At 73.4% G+C, this 19004-nt stretch carries 19 protein-coding genes; 13 read left to right on the forward strand and 6 right to left on the reverse strand.

The window, feature by feature from the left end; all coding sequences use genetic code 11:
* The first annotated feature begins 15 nt into the window (after positions 1-15).
* Together ACFV8H_RS26040 and ACFV8H_RS26045 are read left to right on the forward strand one after the other, a co-directional pair.
* Positions 16-1203, forward strand: coding sequence for an alkaline phosphatase family protein (locus ACFV8H_RS26040; protein WP_375889248.1), 1188 nt, complete (start codon positions 16-18; stop codon positions 1201-1203).
* A gap of 61 nt (positions 1204-1264) precedes the next feature.
* On the forward strand, positions 1265-1921 hold the full coding sequence (locus ACFV8H_RS26045; protein ID WP_375889245.1) for a thymidine kinase: 657 nt from the start codon (positions 1265-1267) through the stop codon (positions 1919-1921).
* 118 nt (positions 1922-2039) lie between these two features.
* Here the strand turns inward: ACFV8H_RS26045 and ACFV8H_RS26050 are convergent, their stop codons facing one another.
* Complete coding sequence (locus tag ACFV8H_RS26050) at positions 2040-2780, reverse strand: VOC family protein (RefSeq protein ID WP_380404303.1); 741 nt, start codon at positions 2778-2780, stop codon at positions 2040-2042.
* Positions 2781-2946: 166 nt separating this feature from the next.
* On the opposite strand from ACFV8H_RS26050, the gene ACFV8H_RS26055 reads away from it, so the two are divergent.
* Positions 2947-3822: a sulfurtransferase gene (locus tag ACFV8H_RS26055; RefSeq protein WP_380404269.1), complete on the forward strand. Its 876-nt coding sequence runs from the start codon at positions 2947-2949 to the stop codon at positions 3820-3822.
* A 108-nt stretch (positions 3823-3930) separates the two neighbouring features.
* Here ACFV8H_RS26055 and sepH read toward each other — a convergent pair whose 3' ends face one another.
* The gene (sepH, locus tag ACFV8H_RS26060; protein ID WP_380404272.1) at positions 3931-5010 is read right to left on the reverse strand and encodes a septation protein SepH; all 1080 of its coding nucleotides are present in this window, start codon (positions 5008-5010) and stop codon (positions 3931-3933) included.
* A 517-nt stretch (positions 5011-5527) separates the two neighbouring features.
* On the opposite strand from sepH, the gene ACFV8H_RS26065 reads away from it, so the two are divergent.
* Entirely contained in the window at positions 5528-6391 is an 864-nt protein-coding gene (locus tag ACFV8H_RS26065) for a hypothetical protein (protein WP_380404275.1), read from the forward strand.
* Here ACFV8H_RS26065 and ACFV8H_RS26070 read toward each other — a convergent pair.
* Both ACFV8H_RS26070 and ACFV8H_RS26075 read right to left on the reverse strand, forming a co-directional pair.
* The gene (locus tag ACFV8H_RS26070) at positions 6388-7710 is read right to left on the reverse strand and encodes a D-arabinono-1,4-lactone oxidase (RefSeq protein ID WP_380404278.1); all 1323 of its coding nucleotides are present in this window, start codon (positions 7708-7710) and stop codon (positions 6388-6390) included. The genes ACFV8H_RS26065 and ACFV8H_RS26070 overlap by 4 nt on opposite strands.
* A gap of 123 nt (positions 7711-7833) precedes the next feature.
* The gene (locus ACFV8H_RS26075; RefSeq protein WP_380404281.1) at positions 7834-9102 is read right to left on the reverse strand and encodes an MFS transporter; all 1269 of its coding nucleotides are present in this window, start codon (positions 9100-9102) and stop codon (positions 7834-7836) included.
* Between the two features lie 131 nt (positions 9103-9233).
* Here ACFV8H_RS26075 and ACFV8H_RS26080 point away from each other — a divergent pair, with 131 nt between their 5' ends.
* Positions 9234-10376 carry a ferrochelatase gene (locus tag ACFV8H_RS26080; RefSeq protein ID WP_380404284.1) on the forward strand — a complete coding sequence of 381 codons (1143 nt, stop codon included), beginning with the start codon at positions 9234-9236 and terminating at the stop codon, positions 10374-10376.
* A 21-nt stretch (positions 10377-10397) separates the two neighbouring features.
* Positions 10398-11216, forward strand: coding sequence for an inositol monophosphatase family protein (locus ACFV8H_RS26085; RefSeq protein ID WP_380404287.1), 819 nt, complete (start codon positions 10398-10400; stop codon positions 11214-11216).
* A gap of 137 nt (positions 11217-11353) precedes the next feature.
* Here ACFV8H_RS26085 and ACFV8H_RS26090 read toward each other — a convergent pair whose 3' ends face one another.
* On the reverse strand, positions 11354-11539 hold the full coding sequence (locus ACFV8H_RS26090; protein ID WP_030285471.1) for a hypothetical protein: 186 nt from the start codon (positions 11537-11539) through the stop codon (positions 11354-11356).
* Positions 11540-11984: 445 nt separating this feature from the next.
* Here ACFV8H_RS26090 and ACFV8H_RS26095 point away from each other — a divergent pair, with 445 nt between their 5' ends.
* The 4 genes from ACFV8H_RS26095 (at position 11985) to ACFV8H_RS26110 (ending at position 16131) form a co-directional block, all read left to right on the forward strand.
* Positions 11985-12638 carry a response regulator transcription factor gene (locus ACFV8H_RS26095; RefSeq protein WP_063349384.1) on the forward strand — a complete coding sequence of 218 codons (654 nt, stop codon included), beginning with the start codon at positions 11985-11987 and terminating at the stop codon, positions 12636-12638.
* 126 nt (positions 12639-12764) lie between these two features.
* Complete coding sequence (locus ACFV8H_RS26100) at positions 12765-14075, forward strand: sensor histidine kinase (protein WP_380404290.1); 1311 nt, start codon at positions 12765-12767, stop codon at positions 14073-14075.
* Positions 14076-14341: 266 nt separating this feature from the next.
* Positions 14342-15325: an acyl-ACP desaturase gene (locus ACFV8H_RS26105; protein WP_375889218.1), complete on the forward strand. Its 984-nt coding sequence runs from the start codon at positions 14342-14344 to the stop codon at positions 15323-15325.
* Between the two features lie 506 nt (positions 15326-15831).
* A complete protein-coding gene (locus ACFV8H_RS26110) occupies positions 15832-16131 on the forward strand; it encodes a DUF4193 domain-containing protein (protein WP_030057692.1) in 300 nt (99 codons plus the stop codon).
* 241 nt (positions 16132-16372) lie between these two features.
* On the opposite strand, the gene ACFV8H_RS26115 is transcribed toward ACFV8H_RS26110, so the two are convergent.
* Entirely contained in the window at positions 16373-16822 is a 450-nt protein-coding gene (locus tag ACFV8H_RS26115) for a DUF3093 domain-containing protein (protein WP_375889216.1), read from the reverse strand.
* 136 nt (positions 16823-16958) lie between these two features.
* Between ACFV8H_RS26115 and ACFV8H_RS26120 the strand changes: the two genes are divergently transcribed.
* From ACFV8H_RS26120 to ACFV8H_RS26130, 3 genes are all read left to right on the forward strand, one after another.
* Complete coding sequence (locus tag ACFV8H_RS26120; protein WP_380404306.1) at positions 16959-17537, forward strand: PaaI family thioesterase; 579 nt, start codon at positions 16959-16961, stop codon at positions 17535-17537.
* On the forward strand, positions 17534-18001 hold the full coding sequence (dut, locus tag ACFV8H_RS26125; RefSeq protein WP_375889214.1) for a dUTP diphosphatase: 468 nt from the start codon (positions 17534-17536) through the stop codon (positions 17999-18001). The genes ACFV8H_RS26120 and dut overlap by 4 nt, the downstream gene beginning before the upstream one ends.
* Before the next feature lie 69 nt (positions 18002-18070).
* Positions 18071-18865: a DUF3710 domain-containing protein gene (locus tag ACFV8H_RS26130; RefSeq protein WP_380404294.1), complete on the forward strand. Its 795-nt coding sequence runs from the start codon at positions 18071-18073 to the stop codon at positions 18863-18865.
* The last annotated feature ends 139 nt before the right edge of the window (positions 18866-19004 follow it).

A 19004-nucleotide genomic window follows, 5' to 3' on the forward strand; every position in this document is an offset into this window, starting at 1 on the left:
TACGAATCCGGTTCCATGTCCTTCGCACCCTCCGACGGCTACGACGCCTTCGAGATCCTCGACCCGGCCGACGCCCCCGCGCCCCCGTACGGCAGCGGCTCGCTCTGCGACCTGCTGCCCTCGGTGGCGGCGGGCCTGGGCGTCCCGGGGTTCACCGCGACGCTGCCGATCGCCCCGGCCGACCGGGCGGTGGTCTTCCTGGTGGACGGCCTGGGCTGGGAGCTGCTGCTGCGCCACCCCGAGTACGCGCCGTTCCTGTCCTCGCTGGCCGGGAGCTCGCTGGGCGGCTCCGGCCGGCCGCTGACCGCGGGCTTCCCGTCGACCACCGCGACCTCGCTGGCCTCGGTCGGCACGGGCACGCCGCCCGGCCTGCACGGCCTGGCCGGGTACACGGTGGCGGTGCCGGGCACCGACTACCTGATGAACCAGCTGCGCTGGCAGCCGCACACCGACCCGAAGGTCTGGCAGCCGTACCCGACGGTGTTCGAGCAGACCCACCGGGCCGGGGTGGCGACCGCCCAGGTGTCCTCCCCGCTGTTCGCCCAGACCCCGCTGACCAGGGTGGCGCTGTCCGGCGGGACCTTCCTGGGCCGTACCACCGGCGAGGAGCGGATGGACCTGGCCGCCTCCTGGCTGGCCGAGCACGACCGGGCACTGGTGTACACCTACGTCAGCGAGCTGGACGGCGCGGGCCACCGTTTCGGGGTGGACTCCGACGAGTGGCGGATGACGCTGGACGCGGTGGACCGGCTGGCCCGCCGACTGGCCGAGCAGTTGCCGCCGCGGTCGGCGATGTACGTGACGGCCGACCACGGCATGATCGACATCGCCCCCGAGGACCGGATCGACTTCGACGAGGACTGGGAGCTCGGTGCCGGTGTCGCCCTGCTGGGTGGCGAGGGCCGGGCCCGGCACGTGTACGCGGTGCCGGGCGCCGCGGCCGACGTGCACACGGTCTGGAGCGAGGTGCTGGGCGACCGGATGTGGGTGGCCACCCGGGACGAGGCGATCGCGGCGGGCTGGTTCGGCCCGACCGTCGACGAGCGGGTGTACCGGCGGATCGGCGACGTGGTCGCCGCGGCGCGCGACGACATCGCGATCGTCGCCTCCCGCAACGAGCCCGGCGAGTCCGCGATGATCGGCCTGCACGGCTCGATGACTCCGGTCGAACAGTTCGTGCCGCTGCTCGAAGTCCGGGGCTGAGGCGGACCCTTGACCCCTTCGCGCCCGAACCCCCTTGATGTGAAAGGCCCTTGCTCCACCCATGGCTGAACTGGTGTTCTTCTCGGGCACGATGGACTGCGGCAAGTCGACGCTGGCGCTGCAGATGGACCACAACCACGCCGCGCGCGGCCGGCAGGGCGTCATCCTGACCCGCAACGACCGGGCCGGCGCCGCCACCATCTCCAGCCGGCTGGGCCTGCGCGCCGACGCGGTCGAGGTGACGGACGACTTCGACTTCCACGGGCACGTGGTGCAGCGGCTCTCGGCGGGCGGTCGGGTGGACTACCTGATCTGCGACGAGGCCCAGTTCTTCGCCGCCGAGCAGGTGGACCAACTGGCCCGGGTGGTCGACGAGCTGGACATCGACGTCTACACCTTCGGCATCACCACCGACTTCCGCACCCGGCTGTTCCCCGGTTCGCAGCGGCTGATCGAGCTGGCCGACCGGGTGGAGGTGCTCCAGGTCGAGGCGCTCTGCTGGTGCGGCGCGCGGGCGACCCACAACGCCCGTACGGTCGGCGGCGTGATGGTGGTCGAGGGCGCCCAGGTGGTGATCGGCGACATCTCGGTGAGCGAGGACGAGATCGGCTACGAGGTGCTGTGCCGCCGCCACCACCGCCGCCGGATGACCGCCGCGACCGCCCGTGCCTCGGTGCTCTCCCCGGACGTGCTGCCCTTCGAGGAGCAGCAGGTCTAACCGCCCCGAGCCGAAGGGGTGCGCCGGTGCCGAAAGCGAGGAGCGACAAGCGAGGGACGAGCGCCGGAGCGACGACCGTCGGCGCCGGGTCCGAGCGCCCCGGAGGCGAGTGGGCGAGTCACAGGGCTTCGAGCACCGAGAAGTGCCCGCCCTGCGGGTCGGCCAGCCGGGCGGCCCGGCCGCGGGCGGTGTCGTGCGGTTCGACCAGGACGCGGCCGCCGAGTTCGACGGTGTGACGGGTGGTCAGCTCGGCGTCCCGGACGGCGAAGTGGGTGCGCCAGCGCGGCGGGTGGCCGCGCAGGTCGGCGCGGTGGCGGATGCCCGCGACCGGGCGCCCGTGCACCAGCAGCGCGCTCTCGTCGGCGGTGGGCCGGACCGGCCGGTCGAGCACCGTGCCGTAGAAGACGGCGGCGCCGTCGGCGTCCGGGGTGAGCAGTTCGGCCCAGGCGGGTCCGCCCGGGTCCGTCCCGGCCTCCCGGCCGAGGTGCCGCTCGGCCTGCCAGAGGCCGAAGACGGCGCCGGAGAGGTCGGCGGCGACGGCCATCCGCCCGGCGTCGTCGGCCTGCAGCGGCCCGACCGCGACGGTGCCCCCGCACTCGCGCACCAGTTGGGCGGTGCGGTCGGCGTCGTCCACGGCGAAGTAGGTGGTCCACTGCACCGGGAAGCCGGTGGTGCTGGAGACGCCGAGGCCGGCGACGGGGGTGCCGTCGAGCTCGGCCCGGACGTAGGCGCCGAGTTGGCCGGGCCCGGGGGAGTACGTCCAGCCGAGCAGCTCGCCGTAGAAGGCGCGCGCGCCGGGCAGGTCGTCGGTCAGCAGGCTGACCCAGCAGGGCGTGCCCTGGGCCAGTCGGAGTTCCACCGCGGGCAATGCGGGCCTCCTCACGGGTGTTCGGCGCACGGAGATCCGGGCGCGCGAGGGTGATGCTTCCACCCTGGCGCGCGCCCAACCCTCGACCCGCGCGGAAAGTCCGGCAAAGAGCGCACAAAGAGCCGCGGTTCGGGCGCGCTGCGCGACAATGGCCGGCATGACCACCTTCAACGACGGTTCCCCGCTGATCTCCGCGGCCGAGCTGCGGGAGGCGCTCGCCTCCGCGCGGCCGCCGGTACTGCTGGACGTGCGCTACCAGTTGGTCGGTGCCGCGCCGGGCGGCCCGACCGCGGCCGAGGAGTACCGGGCCGGACACCTGCCCGGTGCCCACTTCGTCGAGCTGGACCGGGATCTCGCGGCCCCGCCCGGCGCTCCGGGCCGGGGCGGGCGCCACCCGCTGCCGGATCCGGAGGAGTTCGGCGCGGCGATGCGCGGGTTCGGGGTGAGCTCCGGGCGTCCGGTCGTGGTGTACGACGGTGCGGCGTCGATGGCGGCGGCGCGGGCCTGGTGGCTGCTGCGCTGGGCCGGGCACCCGGACGTCCGGGTGCTGGACGGCGGCTTCGCGGCCTGGCGGGCGGCCGGGCTGCCGGTGACGGCCGAGCTGCCGGAGCCGGCGGAGGGCGACTTCAAGCCCGTGCCGGGGCAGTTGCCGACGCTGGACGCGGACGCTGCCGCGGCCCGGGCCCGCAGCGGTCTGCTGCTGGACGCCCGGTCGGGGGAGCGCTACCGGGGTGAGAGCGAGCCGGTGGACCCGCGGGCCGGACACATTCCGGGCGCGGTGTCGGCGCCGACCGCCGAGAACGTGGGCCCGGACGGGAGGTTCCGCCCGGTGGCCGAACTGCTGGCCCGGTTCCGGGCGTTGGGCGCGGAGGAGCGCGAGGTCGCGGTGTACTGCGGTTCGGGTGTGACGGCGGCGCACCAGATCCTGGCGATGGAGGCGGCGGGCCTGGACGCGGTGCTGTACCCGGGTTCGTGGAGCGAGTGGTCGAGCGACCCGGGCCGCCCGGTGGCGGTGACCGACCAGCCGGGCTGACCGACCGGCCGGGCTGAGCGGGCACCCGTTCCGCGGCAGGATCTTCTGACGGCCGCAAAGCAGTGCGGGGCGCCGGCTCGGCCGGCGCCCCGCAGCACTGTCGGTGCGCTACTCCTGCTTCTTGCGCCGGCTGCCGAAGACGATCTCGTCCCAGCTGGGCACGGTGGCCCGGCGGCCGGGCCGGACGCCGTCCGCCTCGGCCTGCCGGTCGGTGGTGCCGACCAGGCGTTCGCGGTGCGGGGCGACGGCGCGCGGCATCAGGATGTCGGCGTAGGCGGAGCCCGCGCCGACCGCCGGGGCGGCGGCCGCGGCCGGCTCCTCGGTCTCCTCGGCGACCTCGGCGGGCACCGGTTCGATCGGGGCGGGGCCGCCGACGGCGAGGTCGCCGCGGAAGGCCGGGACGACGTCGAGCAGGCTGGTCAGCGAGTCCCGGGAGTCGGCGGTGGCCTCGCGCGACTCGCGGACCTCGCGGGCCGACATGATGCGGTCGGCGGAGGGCCGGTCGATCATCGGGCGGGGCGGCCGGTCCTGGGGGAGCCGGGCGATCCGCGGGATGAACGGGAAGACCGAGTCCTCCTCGCGCTCGACCGTCTCGCCGATCAGCGCGCGGGCCTCGTCGTCGTTGGGCTGGACCAGGCGCCGGGGCGGGTCGTACGTCCAGGACGCGCTGCGGCCCTCGCCGTCGGCGCGGTAGGAGAGGATGACCTCCCAGGTGCCGTCGTCGCGCCGCCAGGAGTCCCAGCGTTCGGTCTCCTTCTCGGCGCCGCGCAGGGCGAGCCGCTCGGCGACGGCCTCGCCGAGCTGCGGCCCGGGGGACTCGCCGTTGCGGCGGATCGCGGTCTTGCGGGCGCGCTCGGCCATGAAGGCGCGTTCGGCGAGGACCGGCCCCTCGAAGCGGCGGACCCGGTCGACGGAGATGCCGGCGGCCTGGGCGACCTCCTCGGCGGAGGCTCCGGCTCGTATCCGGGCCTGGATGTCCCGGGGGCGGAGGTGGCTCTCGACCTCGATCTCGATCTGGCCGAGGCGCGGCCGGTCGCCGCGGATGGCGGCGCGCAGCCGCTCGTCGATGGGGAGGGTGTACTCCGTGCTGTCGGCAGCCTTGAGCACCAGCCGTGTGCCGTCGTTGCTGACGGCCACAACCCGCAGTTCGGGCACGGTCACCTCCCGGGTTGTGCCTGCCGACGTCACCTGCGTCGCTGCTCCCGTACTGAGTGTGGCCTGCCCACTCGCGACTGGCCACAACCTTGCTGAGTTCCCCGGCGTGTCGGGCTTACGCCCGGCCACACCGCTGTGGCACGGTTGCCTTTTTGCCACGTCATCCGTCGACGTCGCGCCTGGGTGCCCCGGCCGTCCTCGCACGCGGAGTGTTCGCGACGATCCGGGACCGGCGTCGCCGTGCGTGCCCGCTCAGTGGCTCTTCGTCAAGCTGCCGGTGAAGGCACAGTCGACAAGTCGACCCAAGGCTCGGGCTTTACGAACAGTACTCCATTCGTGGCATCCAGAGGGGCGGCTCGCCGCTCAAGTCTCCCGCGATTCACGGGAATCTCAAGAGCGCGCGCCCCCAACGGCGGACCACCGGCGGATGAACGGTGATCATCTTCACACAATCCGGGAGCGGAGAACCGCATTTTCGTCCATTGTGTCCTTCTTTGGGCAAGATGGAGAGGCTTGTTCGAGTTGCAGTCGTACGGACCGAGGGATGTTGATGCCGGAGCGGAGCCCCGCCGAGGAGGGCGGCAAGGAGGAGCGCAAGCGGATCGATCTGAGTGTGGCTCAGGTCGTGGCGAGCGCGCTGGCCGCGGTGGTGGGCGCGCTGCTCGCCTCCGAACTCGGCGTGTACGGAACGATCATGGGCGCCGCGGTGGTCAGCATCGGGGCCACCACCGGCGGCGCGCTGTTCCAGCACGTGTTCCGGCGGACCGGTGAGCAGCTGCGCGACGCGGTGGACCGCGGGCCGAACCAGACGGTGAACGGCCTGCGCCAGGCGCCCGCGGAGCAGGAGCACCCGGCTCAGCGGTCGGTGCGGGAGCCGGCCGGACCGCCGGTGCTCACCTCGGAGTGGAACGCGCCGCAGGTGGTGCGGGCGCGCCGGCGGCTGGGCTGGCGGGGCTACGCGGCGGTCTCCGGTCTGGTCTTCGTGCTGGCGATGACGCCGATCGTGGCGTTCGAGCTGGCCACCGGCCGGCCGGTGGCGGCGACGGTGAAGGGCCAGTCGGGCGACGGGACGTCCTTCGGCGGCACGGTGACGCGCAAGGACCCGCCGCCGCAGGACGTCCCGTCGCAGCGCCCGTCCACCGGGCGCGGCTCGCAGGACGCGCCGTCCGGCGGAGCCTCGGCCCCGACGACGACGCGGCCGGGTCGGGAGCCGACCGCCACCCCGAGCACCGGTGCGAGCGGAAGCGCCTCGCCCTCGGCGGGCCCCAGTGCGAGCCCGTCGGCCGGTGCCTCGCCGTCGGCGGGCGGCTCGGGCAGGCCCACCGGTGAGGCCACGCCGCAGCCGCCCGTGTCGAGCAACGCTCCGGCGAACGCGACGGTGCCCCCGCCCCCGCCCGCCACCGCGACTCCCTAGGTCCCCAGTACCCGCCGCAGGTAGTCGTTGCCGAAGACGCGCCGGGGGTCGACCTCGTCGCGCAGGGCCGTGAAGTCCCCGAAGTGCGGGTAGACGCCCGCCAGGTACTCGGCGTCGCGGGTGTGCAGCTTGCCCCAGTGGGGGCGGCCCTGATGGGCGGTCATCAGCTGTTCCACGCCGGTGAAGTAGCCCTGGTCGCGGGTGCCCCGGTAGAGGTGGACGGCGATGTAGGCGCTGTCCCGGCCGGAGGCGGTGGAGAGCCAGAGGTCGTCGGCGGGGGCGAAGCGCACCTCGACCGGGAAGCTGACCTTCCAGTCGGAGCGTTCGACCAGGGCCTTCAGTTCGCGCAGCACCCCGGCGACGGCCGCGCGCGGGACGGCGTACTCCATCTCCAGGAAGCGGACCTTGCGCGGGCTGGTGAACACCTTGTACGCCGTGTCGGTGTAGCTGCGGTCGGACCAGGCGCGGCTGGCGAGCGAGGCGATCGAGGGCACGGCGCCGGGGAAGCGGCGGCCGACCCGGCAGGCGCCCTCCCAGACGGTGTTGGAGAGGAAGTCGTCCTCCAGCCACTCCTTGAACCGGGGCAGCGGGGCGGCCGGTCCCTGGCTGCGGTTGTTGCGCTTGGTGGCGCAGCGGTCGGTGTGCGGGAACCAGTAGAACTCGAAGTGCTCGTTGACGGCGGTGAGGTCGTCGAGGCGTTCCAGCACCTCGTCGAAGGTCATCGGCTGCTCGTGGGCGGTGAGCAGGAAGGCCGGTTCGACGCCGAAGGTGAGGGCGGTGATCACGCCGAGGGCACCGAGGCCGAGCCGGGCGCCCTGGAAGAGCCGGGGGTTCTCGGTGGGGGAGCAGTGCCGGACGCTGCCGTCGGCGAGCACGATCTCCAGGGCGCGGATCTGGGCGGCGAGCGAGCCGGAGTCGCGGCCGGTGCCGTGGGTGCCGGTGCTGGTGGCGCCGGCGACGGTCTGGACCTCGATGTCGCCCATGTTGGTGAGGGAGAGGCCCTCGGCGGCGAGCAGCCGGTTGAGGCGGCTGAGCGGGAGGCCGGACTCGACGGTGACGGTGCCGGCCTCGCGGTCGAGCCCGCGGACGGCGGTGAGCGCGTGCGGCCGGATCAGCAGGCCGTCGCCGGGCGAGGCGATGGCGGTGAAGGAGTGGCCGGAGCCGACGGCCTTGACACTGCGGCCCTGGTCGGCGGCGCGGGCGATCTCCCTGGCCAGTTCCGCCGCGGTGCCGGGGGTGGCGGTCCGGGCCGGCCGGGCGTTCTGGTTGCCGGCCCAGTTGGTCCACCGGGTGGGGGTCGCGGTGCTGGCCTGGGGCATTGCGCTGCCTCCTGCTCCGTGGCCGATCGGGTCGGCGCGGTCCGGTGGGGCCTGGTCCGACGGATCCCGGGAGACAGGCCCTACCCGCGGGTAAGGGCCGCGGGTAGGGCGAGATTAGTCAGTTCACCGTTCGACGTCTACGGGTCGGCCGGGCGTTCCGCCGGCCTGGTCGGTGGGCTGCTGGGCGTCGAGTCCGGCGCGCAGCCGGCCGAGTCCGGCCAGGGCGGCGAGGGCGCCGAGCACGCCGGCGGTCAGCGGGACCCAGTAGCCGGCGGCGGCGCCGGAGGCGTCGATCACCCAGCCCGCGGCGGAGGAGCCGACCGCGACGCCGAGGGCCAGGCCGGTGGTGGTCCAGGTCATGCCCTCGGTGAGCTGGGCGGCCGGGACGAGCCGTTCGACCAGGGCCATCGCGGTGATCAGGGTGGGGGAGATGGCGATGCCGGCGACGAGCAGGGCGGCGCCGACCGCGACGAGTCCGCCGATGCCGTGCACGGCGTGGGCGACCAGCAGGATCGGCACCATGCTGAGCGCCATGAACAGCACGCCGAGGAAGAAGCGCTTCGCCATCGAGCCGGTGAGCTTGACCGCGCCGAACACCACCCCGGCCGCACAGGAGCCGAGCGCCCACAGGGCGAGGATCACGCTGGAGACCGACTTGTGCCCCTGGGCCTCGGAGTAGGCGACGGTGACCACTTCGACCGAGCCGAAGATCGCACCGGTGGCGACGAAGGTGAGGATCAGCACCTGGAGGCCGCGGTTGCGGATCACCGAGCTGCCCTGGTGCCGGGCGGCCTCGTGGACCGGGGGCTCGGTGGAGCGCTGGCCGGCGAACAGCAGCACGCCGACGGTCAGGAAGATCCCGGCGAGCAGCACGCCGGCCTCCGGGAAGACGGAGGTGGCCAGGCCGATGGAGAGGATCGGGCCGACGATGAAGCAGACCTCGTCGACCACGGCCTCGAAGGAGTAGGCGGTGTGCAGCCGGTCGGGGTCCTCGCGGTAGAGGTGCGCCCAGCGGGCGCGGACCATGGCGCCGGTGCTCGGCATCACGCCCATGCCGGCGGCGAACACGAACAGCGTCCAGTCCGGGGCGTCCAGCCGGGCGCAGAGCAGCAGGCCGACGACGGAGCCGATGGTCAGGGCCATGGCCGGGACGATGATCCTCGCCTGGCCGTGCCGGTCCACCAGGCGGGAGACCTGGGGGCCAAGGATCGCGGCGGAGACGGCCAGGGCCGCCGAGACGAGTCCGGCCACGCCGTACGAGCCGCGCAGTTGGGACAGCATGGTCACGATGCCGATGCCGGTCATCGAGATCGGCAGTCGGGAGACGAAACCGGTGGAGGAGAAGGCCACGGTGCCGGGCGCGGCGAATATTCGGCGGTAGCTGGACAGCACGGGAGCTCCGGGCAGGGGGGTAAGGAACAAGTCTGGTCTAGACAGCTTACGTACGTTGGCAAACGGTATTTTCCGGACGCCCGCGCGGCCCCGGCGCCGGTGCCCGACCCCTCAGTGGCAGGATCGGTGCCATGTCCGACGCGCGCAAACCCTCCTCCTCCGGCGCCGCCCCGTACGACGCCCTGCTGCTGCTGTCCTTCGGCGGGCCCGAGGCCCCCGAGGACGTCGTCCCGTTCCTGGAGAACGTCACCCGGGGCCGCGGCATCCCCAAGGAACGGCTCAAGGAGGTGGGCAAGCACTACTTCCTGTTCGGGGGCGTCAGCCCGATCAACGAGCAGAACCGGGAGCTGCTCACCGCCCTGCGCAAGGACTTCGCCGAGCACGGGCTGGACCTGCCGGTGTACTGGGGCAACCGCAACTGGGCCCCGTACCTGGTGGACGCCCTGCGGGAGATGGCCGGGGCCGGCCACCGGCGGATCGCCGTGCTCGCCACCAGCGCCTACGCCGGCTACTCGGGCTGCCGCCAGTACCGGGAGAACCTGGCCGACGCGCTGGCCGCCCTCGCCGAGGAGGGCCTCCCGGCGCTCACCGTCGACAAGCTGCGGCACTTCTACCACCTCCCCGGCTTCGTCGAGCCGATGATCGACGCCACCCTGGCCGCCCTGGCCGAGCTGCCCGAGGCCGTCCGGCCCGGTGCCCGGCTGGCCTTCACCACCCACTCCATCCCGGACGCGATGGCCGAGACCTCCGGCGCCCCGGACGACCCGGCCCGGGGCACCCCCGGCGGTGCCTACGTCGCCCAGCACCTGGACGTGGCCCGGCTGATCGCCGCGGCCGTCGCCGAGCGCACCGGCGTGGCCGACCGGCCGTGGCAGCTGGTGTTCCAGAGCCGCAGCGGCGCCCCGCACACCCCGTGGCTGGAACCGGACATCTGCGACCACCTGGAGGCCCAGCACGCCGACGGCGCGCCGGCCGTGGTGATGGTCCCGATCGGTTTCGTCTCCGACCACATGGAGGTCAAGTACGACCTCGACACCGAGGCCGTCGCCAAGGCCGCCGAACTGGGCCTGCCGGTCTCCCGCGCGGCCACCGTCGGCGCCGACCCGCGGTTCACGGCCGCGGTGCGCGGGCTCGTCCTGGAGCGGGCCGCCGTCGAACGCGGTGAGGGCGTGACCCGCTGCGCCCTCGGCGCCCTCGGCCCCAGTCACGACGTGTGCGCGGTGGCCTGCTGCCCCAACCCGCGCGCCCCGCGCCCGGCCGCCGCCGAGCGCTGACCCCTTCCGGAGGAGAATCCCGTGCCCACCCCCGCCCAGCCCGACGACCGGCTCCTCGACGACCTGCTGGAGGTGGCCCTGGACGCGGCCCGGCAGGCCGGCGCCCTGCTGCGCGACGGCCGCCCCGCCGACCTCGGCGTGGCCGGTACCAAGAGCAGCCCGGTCGACGTGGTCACCGAGATGGACCTCGCCTCCGAGAAGCTCGTCGTGGAGCTGATCGCCGAGCGCCGCCCCCAGGACGGCTACCTGGGCGAGGAGGGCGCCGAGCGGCCCGGCACCAGCGGGGTGCGCTGGGTCGTCGACCCGCTCGACGGCACGGTCAACTACCTGTACGGGCTGCCCTCCTGGGCGGTCAGCGTGGCCGCCGAGGTGGACGGCCGGGCCGTCGTCGGGGTGGTGTACGCCCCGGCCCGCGGCGAGCTGTTCCACGCCGTGCTGGGCCGCGGCGCCCACCTCGACGGCCGGCCGATCTCGACCCGCCCGGCCCCGCCCTGGGGCCAGGCGCTGATCGGCACCGGCTTCAACTACGTCCAGCCGGTGCGGGTGCGCCAGGCCGAGGTGCTGCTGGCCCTGATGCCCGAGGTGCGGGACGTCCGCCGGGCCGGGGCGGCCGCCGTCGACCTGTGCGACGTGGCCGCCGGGCGGCTGGACGGCTACTACGAGCGGGGCCTCGCCCCCTGGGACCGCGCGGCCGGCTGCCTGATCGCCGCCGAGGCCGGTGCGCTGGTCGGCGGCCGCCCCGGGCACGGCCCGGACGGCGAGCTGACCGTGGCCGCCGCCCCGGGCGTGTACCAGCCCTTGCAGGAGCGGCTGGCCGCGCTGCGGGCCTGGGCGGACTGACCCGGCCGCGCGAATCCGGAGGGCCCCCGTGAGAACCCTCCGGACATGCGAAGAGCCCTGGCACACGGGGGATGCCAGGGCCTTGGGGTTTCGCACGGCCCCCGCAGGGCCGCTGGTGCCGGAGTGCCGGCGTCGGGTCAGGCGGCGGTGCGGTGGCGGTCCAGCACGGTGTCCACACCGTGCTCGGCGGCCAGACGACGGAGGTCGTCCAGCTCGGACTGCTCCACCTCGGCGAGGAACTCGTCCCCGGCCTCGATCGCGCGGTGCAGGTCCTGCTCGGCGTTGGCTATGCGCTGCAGGATTCCGGCCTTGAAGGCGTCCATACGGGCCCCCTTACTGTGTCGGACGTGCACGGTCGTGCGCTCTCCGCCCCGAGGAGGGTCCAGCCGGTGAATGCGCCCGGTCCGACGAGTGGTGGATCTCCGGTCGGGCGCGGAGACGGCCCTTCGGCCGCTCCCGGTGAATTCCCAGCCCCAGGGCCGGCGCGGATGAACGCACGGCGGGTGGGTGCGATCGGCCAACAGCCAGATCGCGGGTGTGCAGCTGTCCTCCCCGCCCGGGGAGCCGGGAAACCTCCCGGCGGAAGAAAGTTGCCCGTGTCACAGTCCAAGCGGAGTTCTCCCGACACGAACGGTCACCGCCGAGGGGCCCGGGCCTCCTGCCCGAGGGGCAGCTTATCGCTGCTTTACCGCAGGACCAGGCAGGATGGAGCCACCGTCGGAGCCGTGCGTCCGCTTCCGGGGCCGGCCTGGAGAAGGGACAACGACCGTGCGGGTTCTCGTCGTCGAGGACGAGCAGCTGCTCGCCGAGGCTGTCGCGACCGGCCTGCGCCGCGAGGCGATGGCCGTCGACGTGGTGTACGACGGGGAGGCCGCGCTCCAGCGCATCGCGGTCAACGACTACGACGTGGTGGTCCTGGACCGCGACCTCCCGCTGGTCCACGGCGACGACGTCTGCCGCAAGGTGGTCGAGCAGGGCCTGGCCACCCGGGTGATCATGCTGACCGCCTCCGGCGACATCAGCGACCGGGTCGAGGGCCTGGAGATCGGCGCCGACGACTACCTTCCGAAGCCGTTCGCCTTCAGCGAACTCGTCGCCCGGGTAAGGGCGCTGGGCCGGCGCGCGACCGTCCCGCTGCCCCCGGTGCTGGAACGGGCCGGGATCTCGCTCGACCCCGGCCGGCGCGAGGTGATCCGGGAGGGGCGCACCGTCCAGCTCGCCCCCAAGGAGTTCGCCGTCCTGGAGGTGCTGATGCGGGCCGGCGGCGCCGTCGTCTCCGCCGAGCAGCTCCTGGAGAAGGCCTGGGACGAGCACACCGACCCGTTCACCAACGTCGTGCGGGTCACCGTGATGACGCTGCGCCGCAAGCTCGGCGACCCGCCGGTGATCGTCACCGTGCCCGGTTCCGGCTACCGGATCTGACCGGAACCCGCCCCCCGGAGTCCGTCCCCCCGTAGTCCGGCCCGCCGGACTCCGCCCCGGGATCCGCCCCCGAGGATCCCCCGCCGTACCCAGCGCCCGCCCCGGCGGACGCCCGAGAGGACCATCATGACCACCCCGCCGCCCCCGGCCGGCGGGCCCTCCGGCGCGCCCGCCGGCGGCCCGCGAGCCGTTCCGCCCAAGCCCGTGCACCCGCCCCGCCAGTCCCGTCCGCACCAGCCCGAGACCTACGTCCCCGGTGACGGCCTGCTCGCCTGGCTGCCGTTCCGCCCGACCATCCGGATGCGGCTCACCCTGCTCTACGGCGGCATGTTCCTGATGGCCGGCGTGGTCCTGCTGCTGGTCATGTACTTCTTCGTCCAGCAGTCCCTCCAGGAGGTCGGCCAGCCGCACCTGAGGCTCACCGGACCGGGCATCTCCGTGCTCACCCCGGACGGCCAGGTCCTGACCAACCAGAACGCGCTCGACCAGTGGCTGAACGACAACAAGTCCATCCAGGCCGCCGCGGCGCTCAACACCCTGCTGCGCAAGCTGCTCACCGTGCTGGTCTGCCTCGCCGTGATCGCCTTCGCGGCCGGCTACGCGATGGCCGGCCGGGTGCTGCGCCCGCTCGGCCGGATCACCCGCACCGCCCGTGACGTCGCCTCCTCCGACCTGCACCGCCGGATCGAGCTGGACGGCCCGGACGACGAGCTCAAGGAGCTCGCCGACACCTTCGACGACATGCTGGACCGGCTGGACCGCTCCTTCGACTCCCAGCGCCGCTTCGTCGCCAACGCCTCGCACGAGCTGCGCACCCCGCTGGCGATCAACCGGACCCTGTTGGAGGTCCAGCTCTCCGACCCGGCCGCCTCGCCCGACCTCCAGCAGCTCGGCAAGACCCTGCTGGCCACCAACGAGCGCAGCGAGCAGCTGGTCGAGGGCCTGCTGCTGCTCGCCCGCAGCGAGAACGAACTGACCGACCGGCGTGCCGTGGAGCTGTCCGAGGTGGCCACCCGGGCGCTGGAGCAGACCCGGGGCGAGGCCGACAAGCGGGAGGTGGAGCTGCGTTCCAGGCTCGACCCGGCGGTGGTCGCGGGCAACGGCGTGCTGCTGGAGCGGCTGGCGCTCAACCTGCTGCAGAACGCGGTCCGCTACAACACCGCGGGCGGCTGGGTCGAGCTGGCCACCGCCACCGTGCCGGGCGGCGGCGAGCTGGTGGTCTCCAACACCGGCCCGGTGGTGCCCGGGTACGAGCTGGAGCACATCTTCGAGCCGTTCCGCCGGATCAAGGGCGCCGACCGCACCCGCAGCGACAAGGGGGTCGGGCTGGGCCTGTCCATCGTCCGCTCGGTGGTGCGCGCCCACGGCGGCACCATCGAGGCCACCCCGCGCGCCGGGGGCGGCCTCACCATGCGGGTGCGGATTCCGTCCCCGTAGCCGCCCCTGGGGCCGTTCTGCGCCCTCACGGCCCCGGACGCTGCCGCGTTCCGTGGGCGACCGTTCCCGGCCGCCCCCGCCAGACCGTCAAGACGACATAAGGCCTGGCGGGGGCGGCTTGTCTTTTCCGGCCCCAGCAACTTACGGTGTCGTAACCTACGCAACCGTAAGTGCGTCCGCCGGTGCGTCCGCCGACGGCTCCGACACGACGCGTGCCCGCCCAACGCGCCCGTCCAGCGCGTGTATCCGTCCCCAGGAGCAAGCCCGTGACCATCGCCCCTGTGCAGAGCAGCCCCTCGCTCGGATCGAGCGGCTGGACCGACGCGCGGCTGATCCTGGCCCTCGAAGAGGTCGTCGAGAAGGAGCTCAACCGCCACCTGACCGTGGCCAAGGAGTGGATGCCGCACGAGTTCGTCCCGTGGAGCCAGGGCCGCGACTTCGACGGCGTGCTGGGCGGCGAGGCCTGGGCACTGGACCAGTCCCAGGTGACCCCGCTCGGCCGGGTCTCGCTGGTGGTGAACCTGCTCACCGAGGACAACCTGCCCAGCTACCACCACGAGATCGCGACCATGTTCGGCCGCGAGGGCGCCTGGGGCACCTGGGTGCACCGCTGGACCGCGGAGGAGGGCCGGCACGGAATAGCCATCCGCGACTTCCTGCTCGCCACCCGGGCCGTCGACCCGGTGGAGCTGGAGCGGGCCCGGATGTCCCACATGTCGGAGGGCTTCGAGTCCGACAACGCGCACAGCATGCTGCACTCGGTCGCCTACGTGGCCTTCCAGGAGCTCGCGACCCGCATCTCGCACCGCAACACCGGCAAGTACGCGGGCGACCCGCTGTGCGACCAGCTGCTGGCGAAGATCGCCAACGACGAGAACCTGCACATGGTCTTCTACCGGAACCTGCTGAAGGCCGCCCTGGAGCTCGCCCCGGACCAGGCCATGCGCGCCATCGCCGACGTGGTGATCGACTTCCGGATGCCCGGCCACGGGATCCCCGGTTTCGAGCGCGCCGCCGCCCAGATCGCCATCGGCGGGGTGTACAACCTGCGCATCCACCACGACGACGTGCTCCAGCCGGTGCTGCGCCACCTGCGGGTGATGGAGATCGACGGCCTCGGCCCCGAGGGCCTGCTGGCGCAGAACGAGCTGGGCGTCTTCCTGGACGGGCTGGACGGTCAGGCGCGCAAGTTCGAGGAGCGCCAGGCCGCGCTGCTGGCCCGCCGGGAGGCGCGCCGCAACGCCGGCTAGGACGTCTCCGGGGGCGCTTCCGCCGAGCCGTCGCGCCCCCTGAGGGAGGGGGCGGAGTGGGTGGATTTTCCGTGGTTTGCCCCGGAAGATTCTGAACGTGACCAAGCTCACACCGTGTCGCTCCACGATTCTGGGCGACCCCGGAGAGTGATCACCCCATCGGGGGTGCCGATCGCCGTCCGTGATCGGATTCCGGCCCGCTGCCGGTCCGTCGGATTGGTCGGCATCCCTGGTGGGCAAGGGATTCGACGGACACCTGTACGGGGTTCGCTCACTCTGAGTCGCCGGTTCGGAGGGCGCGCGAGGGGTCGACGATGGCCCAGCGTGAGGCCTTCCGGGCCCTGGAGGATCACCCCAACGGAGCCCTGGCTGAGTGTCGATTGAGTAACAGGGCTTGAAGTAAGGCAAAATCTCCGCCTCGGGTCGGGCACAAGACCGACCCCCCATGCGTTACGTGCGCTGGAGATACCGCACACACCGCACAAACCCGGAGGGGGAGAGCGACAATGGCAACCGACTACGACACCCCACGCAAGACTGACGACGAGCTCAACGAAGACAGCATCGAGGAGCTCAAGGCTCGGCGGAACGACAAGGGCGGCGGCTCCGTCGACGTCGACGAGTTCGACGCCGCCGAGGGCATGGAGCTTCCCGGCGCCGACCTCTCGAACGAGGAGCTCGCCGTCCGTGTCCTGCCCAAGCAGGCGGACGAGTTCACCTGCATGAGCTGCTTCCTGGTCCACCACCGCAGCCAGCTCTACAGCGAGAAGAACGGCAACCCGATCTGCCGGGACTGCGGCGCCTGAGCACCGCAGCGGACAGCGCCAGGTGCCCGTGGCTCCCGCGGCACCGGCACACCGCCCCTTCCGGCCCCGGGCAGCGGGGCCGGACGGCAGGTCCGCGGTCCGTCCTGGCGGACGGACCCGGGAGGACGGAGTCGGTCGGCCGCGTGCCGGCCAGGACAAAGTCGTAGGGACGGTCCCGCAGCAGCGGAACCGTCCCTCTCGGTCTTTCGGGGCCCGTTCACGGGGCCGGCGGGCGCGTCGGTCAGGTACGGGCGCCGCGCCGGGCCTCCTCCAGGGCCTCGGCCAGCTTCATCGGCGAGCGCGTCGACAGGTAGAGGTACGGCGTCGGGTCGGCCGGATCGCTCACCTCGACCCGCAGCGCCGTCGGGACGTAGCTGCGCAGCAGCATGAAGGCGCGGGGATCGGCCTTCGGACCGCGCCAGGCCGCCGCCTCGGTGGGGCTCAGCGCGTGGGCGGCACCCAGCGCGTCCACCGGGATCCGGGCCGGCCCGGCCACCAGCGAGCCCTGCACCACGCGGATCCGCGCCGAGCCGTAACTGCTGATCGCCACCGCGCCGATGGCGATGCCGGCCACCAGGCCGACCAGGGCGGCCGGCCCGCTGACCCGGATCAGGATCAGTGCCAGGGTCAGACCGACTGCGACCGGGAGCAGCCACCAGGAGCGAGGCACCGTGAGGCGTTCGTCGTACATGCCCTCCATTGTGGGCGCCCTGACGCCCGGCTCGGGACGCCACCCCCACCGGAGGTCTTGCTACCCCTGGGTAGGCTGGCGAGCCGTGACCGGTACGACCACCCCCACCACCCCCGCCGACCGGTCGGCGCCCGCGTTGCCGCCGACCCCGACCACCCCGCCGCCGGACGCCGTGATCCCGGAGCGCCACCCCCAGGCGCCCGCCCCCGGCACCCGCCTCGGCTCCCACTACGAGCACTGCTTCGGCTGCGGCCCCCGGCACCCCGGCGGACTGCGGATCGACGCGGTCGCCGGCGAGGGACTCGACGTCACCGCCGAGTTCAGCGTCCGGGAGGTGCACCAGGGCGGCCCAGGGCTGGCCCACGGAGGGGTTCTCACCACGGCGATGGACGAGACCCTCGGAACGCTGAACTGGCTGCTGCACGCGCCCGCGGTGACCGGCCGGCTGGAGACCGACTTCCTCAGCCCGGTGCCCGTCGACTCGGTGCTGCACCTGCGCGCCTGGATCACCGGGGTGCACGGCCGCAAGATCTACAGCGCCGCCGAGGGGCGGATCGGCGGCCCGGACGGACCGGTCGCCGTGCGTGCGCAGGCGCTCTTCATCCAGGTGAAGCTGGAACACTTCACCTCGCACGGTCGACCCGAGGACATCGAGAAGGTCCTCGACGACCCGGATCTGATGAAGCGCGCACGAGCCTTTGAGGTGAACCCTTGAGCGAGACCCCCCGTCCGCAGCTGGACGTCCTGATCAGGCGCATCGACGCCGAGCTGCCGCTGCCCGAGTACGCGCAGCCCGGGGACGCCGGTGCCGACCTGCGGACCACCGTCGACGCCGAGCTGGCCCCCGGTGAGCGGGCGGTGCTCCCCACCGGCATCGCCATCGCCCTGCCGGACGGCTACGCGGCCTTCGTCCACCCGCGCTCCGGGCTGGCAGCTCGTTGCGGAGTTGCCCTCGTGAACGCCCCGGGGACGGTCGATGCCGGGTACCGTGGAGAGATCAAGGTGATCGTCGTCAATCTGGACCCGCGCGAGGGGGTCAGCTTCCGCCGAGGGGACCGGATCGCCCAGCTGGTCATCCAGCAGGTCGAGAAGGCCCGCTTCCACGAGGTGGCCGAGCTGCCGGGGTCGGCACGCGCCGAGGGTGGGTTCGGGTCGACCGGTGGCCACGCCGCGGTCTAGCATTCCCGCGGCCTCGCAGGAAGCCGAGCAGGTATTCGCATCGGTCTTGGACCGGGAAGGACAGTGACCGTGTTCCGTCGTCGCCAGAAGAGCGAGGACGCTGTCGAGCAGCTCGCCGACGACGCCATCAGCGCCGACGAGACGGCCGATGACGTCGAAGGTTCCGCCGAGAGCGAGAACGTGACCGAGGTGGACCCGGCCGACAGGGTCGGCCTGCCGGCAGCCCCGCGGCCGGACGGCCCGTGGGACCACACCGAGCTGGAGACGCCGGAGGAGGGACGGGTCGACCTCGGGGGTCTGCTGGTCCCCGGCGTCGAGGGCATGGAGCTCCGCGTCGAGGTCGCCGGTGACGCGATCGTCGCGGCCACCCTGGTGCTCGGCAACAGCGCCATCCAGCTCCAGGCCTTCGCGGCCCCGAAGTCGGAGGGCATCTGGGGGGAGGTCCGCGAGGAGATCGCCAACGGCATCACCTCGCAGGGCGGCCAGATCGAGGAGGAGGAGGGCCCGCTCGGCTGGCACCTCCGTGCCCAGGTCCCGGTGCAGCTGCCGGACGGCACCCAGGGCGTGCAGCTGGTGCGCTTCGTCGGCTGCGACGGGCCGCGCTGGTTCCTCCGCGGTGTGATCTCGGGCCAGGCCGCCGTGCAACCCGAGATGGCCGGCATCCTGGAGCAGGTCTTCCGGCAGACCGTCGTGGTCCGCGGTGAGACCCCGATGGCTCCGCGCGACCCGATCGTGCTCAAGCTCCCCGAGGACGCCCAGATGGTCGCCGACGGTGGCGGGGCCGCCGCCGCGCCCGAGGGCGAGGGCCGCTACGGCTCGCTCGACCCGTTCGCGCGCGGCCCGGAGATCACCGAGGTCCGCTGACCGCCTCCCCGGTCGTCACTGCTGATCGCCTCCGCCCGGACTCCGGGCGGAGGCGATTTGCATGTGGCGGGTCGGTCCCCGTACAGTTCCGGAGTCGCCGCGGGAGACCGGGGCGACAAAGCGGAAAGTGAATCCGATG

The sequence above is a fragment of the Kitasatospora sp. NPDC059827 genome (assembly GCF_042731675.1).
Classification (GTDB): domain Bacteria; phylum Actinomycetota; class Actinomycetes; order Streptomycetales; family Streptomycetaceae; genus Kitasatospora.

What these genes read in the sequence shown, in the direction of transcription:
- ACFV8H_RS26040 (WP_375889248.1), top strand. Translation starts at nt 16, where the DNA reads ATGTCCTTCGCACCCTCCGACGGCTACGACGCCTTCGAGATCCTCGAC.
- ACFV8H_RS26045 (WP_375889245.1), top strand. Translation starts at nt 1,265, where the DNA reads ATGGCTGAACTGGTGTTCTTCTCGGGCACGATGGACTGCGGCAAGTCG.
- ACFV8H_RS26055 (WP_380404269.1), top strand. Translation starts at nt 2,947, where the DNA reads ATGACCACCTTCAACGACGGTTCCCCGCTGATCTCCGCGGCCGAGCTG.
- ACFV8H_RS26065 (WP_380404275.1), top strand. Translation starts at nt 5,528, where the DNA reads ATGCCGGAGCGGAGCCCCGCCGAGGAGGGCGGCAAGGAGGAGCGCAAG.
- ACFV8H_RS26070 (WP_380404278.1), bottom strand. Translation starts at nt 7,710, where the DNA reads ATGCCCCAGGCCAGCACCGCGACCCCCACCCGGTGGACCAACTGGGCC.
- ACFV8H_RS26080 (WP_380404284.1), top strand. Translation starts at nt 9,234, where the DNA reads ATGTCCGACGCGCGCAAACCCTCCTCCTCCGGCGCCGCCCCGTACGAC.
- ACFV8H_RS26090 (WP_030285471.1), bottom strand. Translation starts at nt 11,539, where the DNA reads ATGGACGCCTTCAAGGCCGGAATCCTGCAGCGCATAGCCAACGCCGAG.
- ACFV8H_RS26100 (WP_380404290.1), top strand. Translation starts at nt 12,765, where the DNA reads ATGACCACCCCGCCGCCCCCGGCCGGCGGGCCCTCCGGCGCGCCCGCC.
- ACFV8H_RS26110 (WP_030057692.1), top strand. Translation starts at nt 15,832, where the DNA reads ATGGCAACCGACTACGACACCCCACGCAAGACTGACGACGAGCTCAAC.
- ACFV8H_RS26115 (WP_375889216.1), bottom strand. Translation starts at nt 16,822, where the DNA reads ATGTACGACGAACGCCTCACGGTGCCTCGCTCCTGGTGGCTGCTCCCG.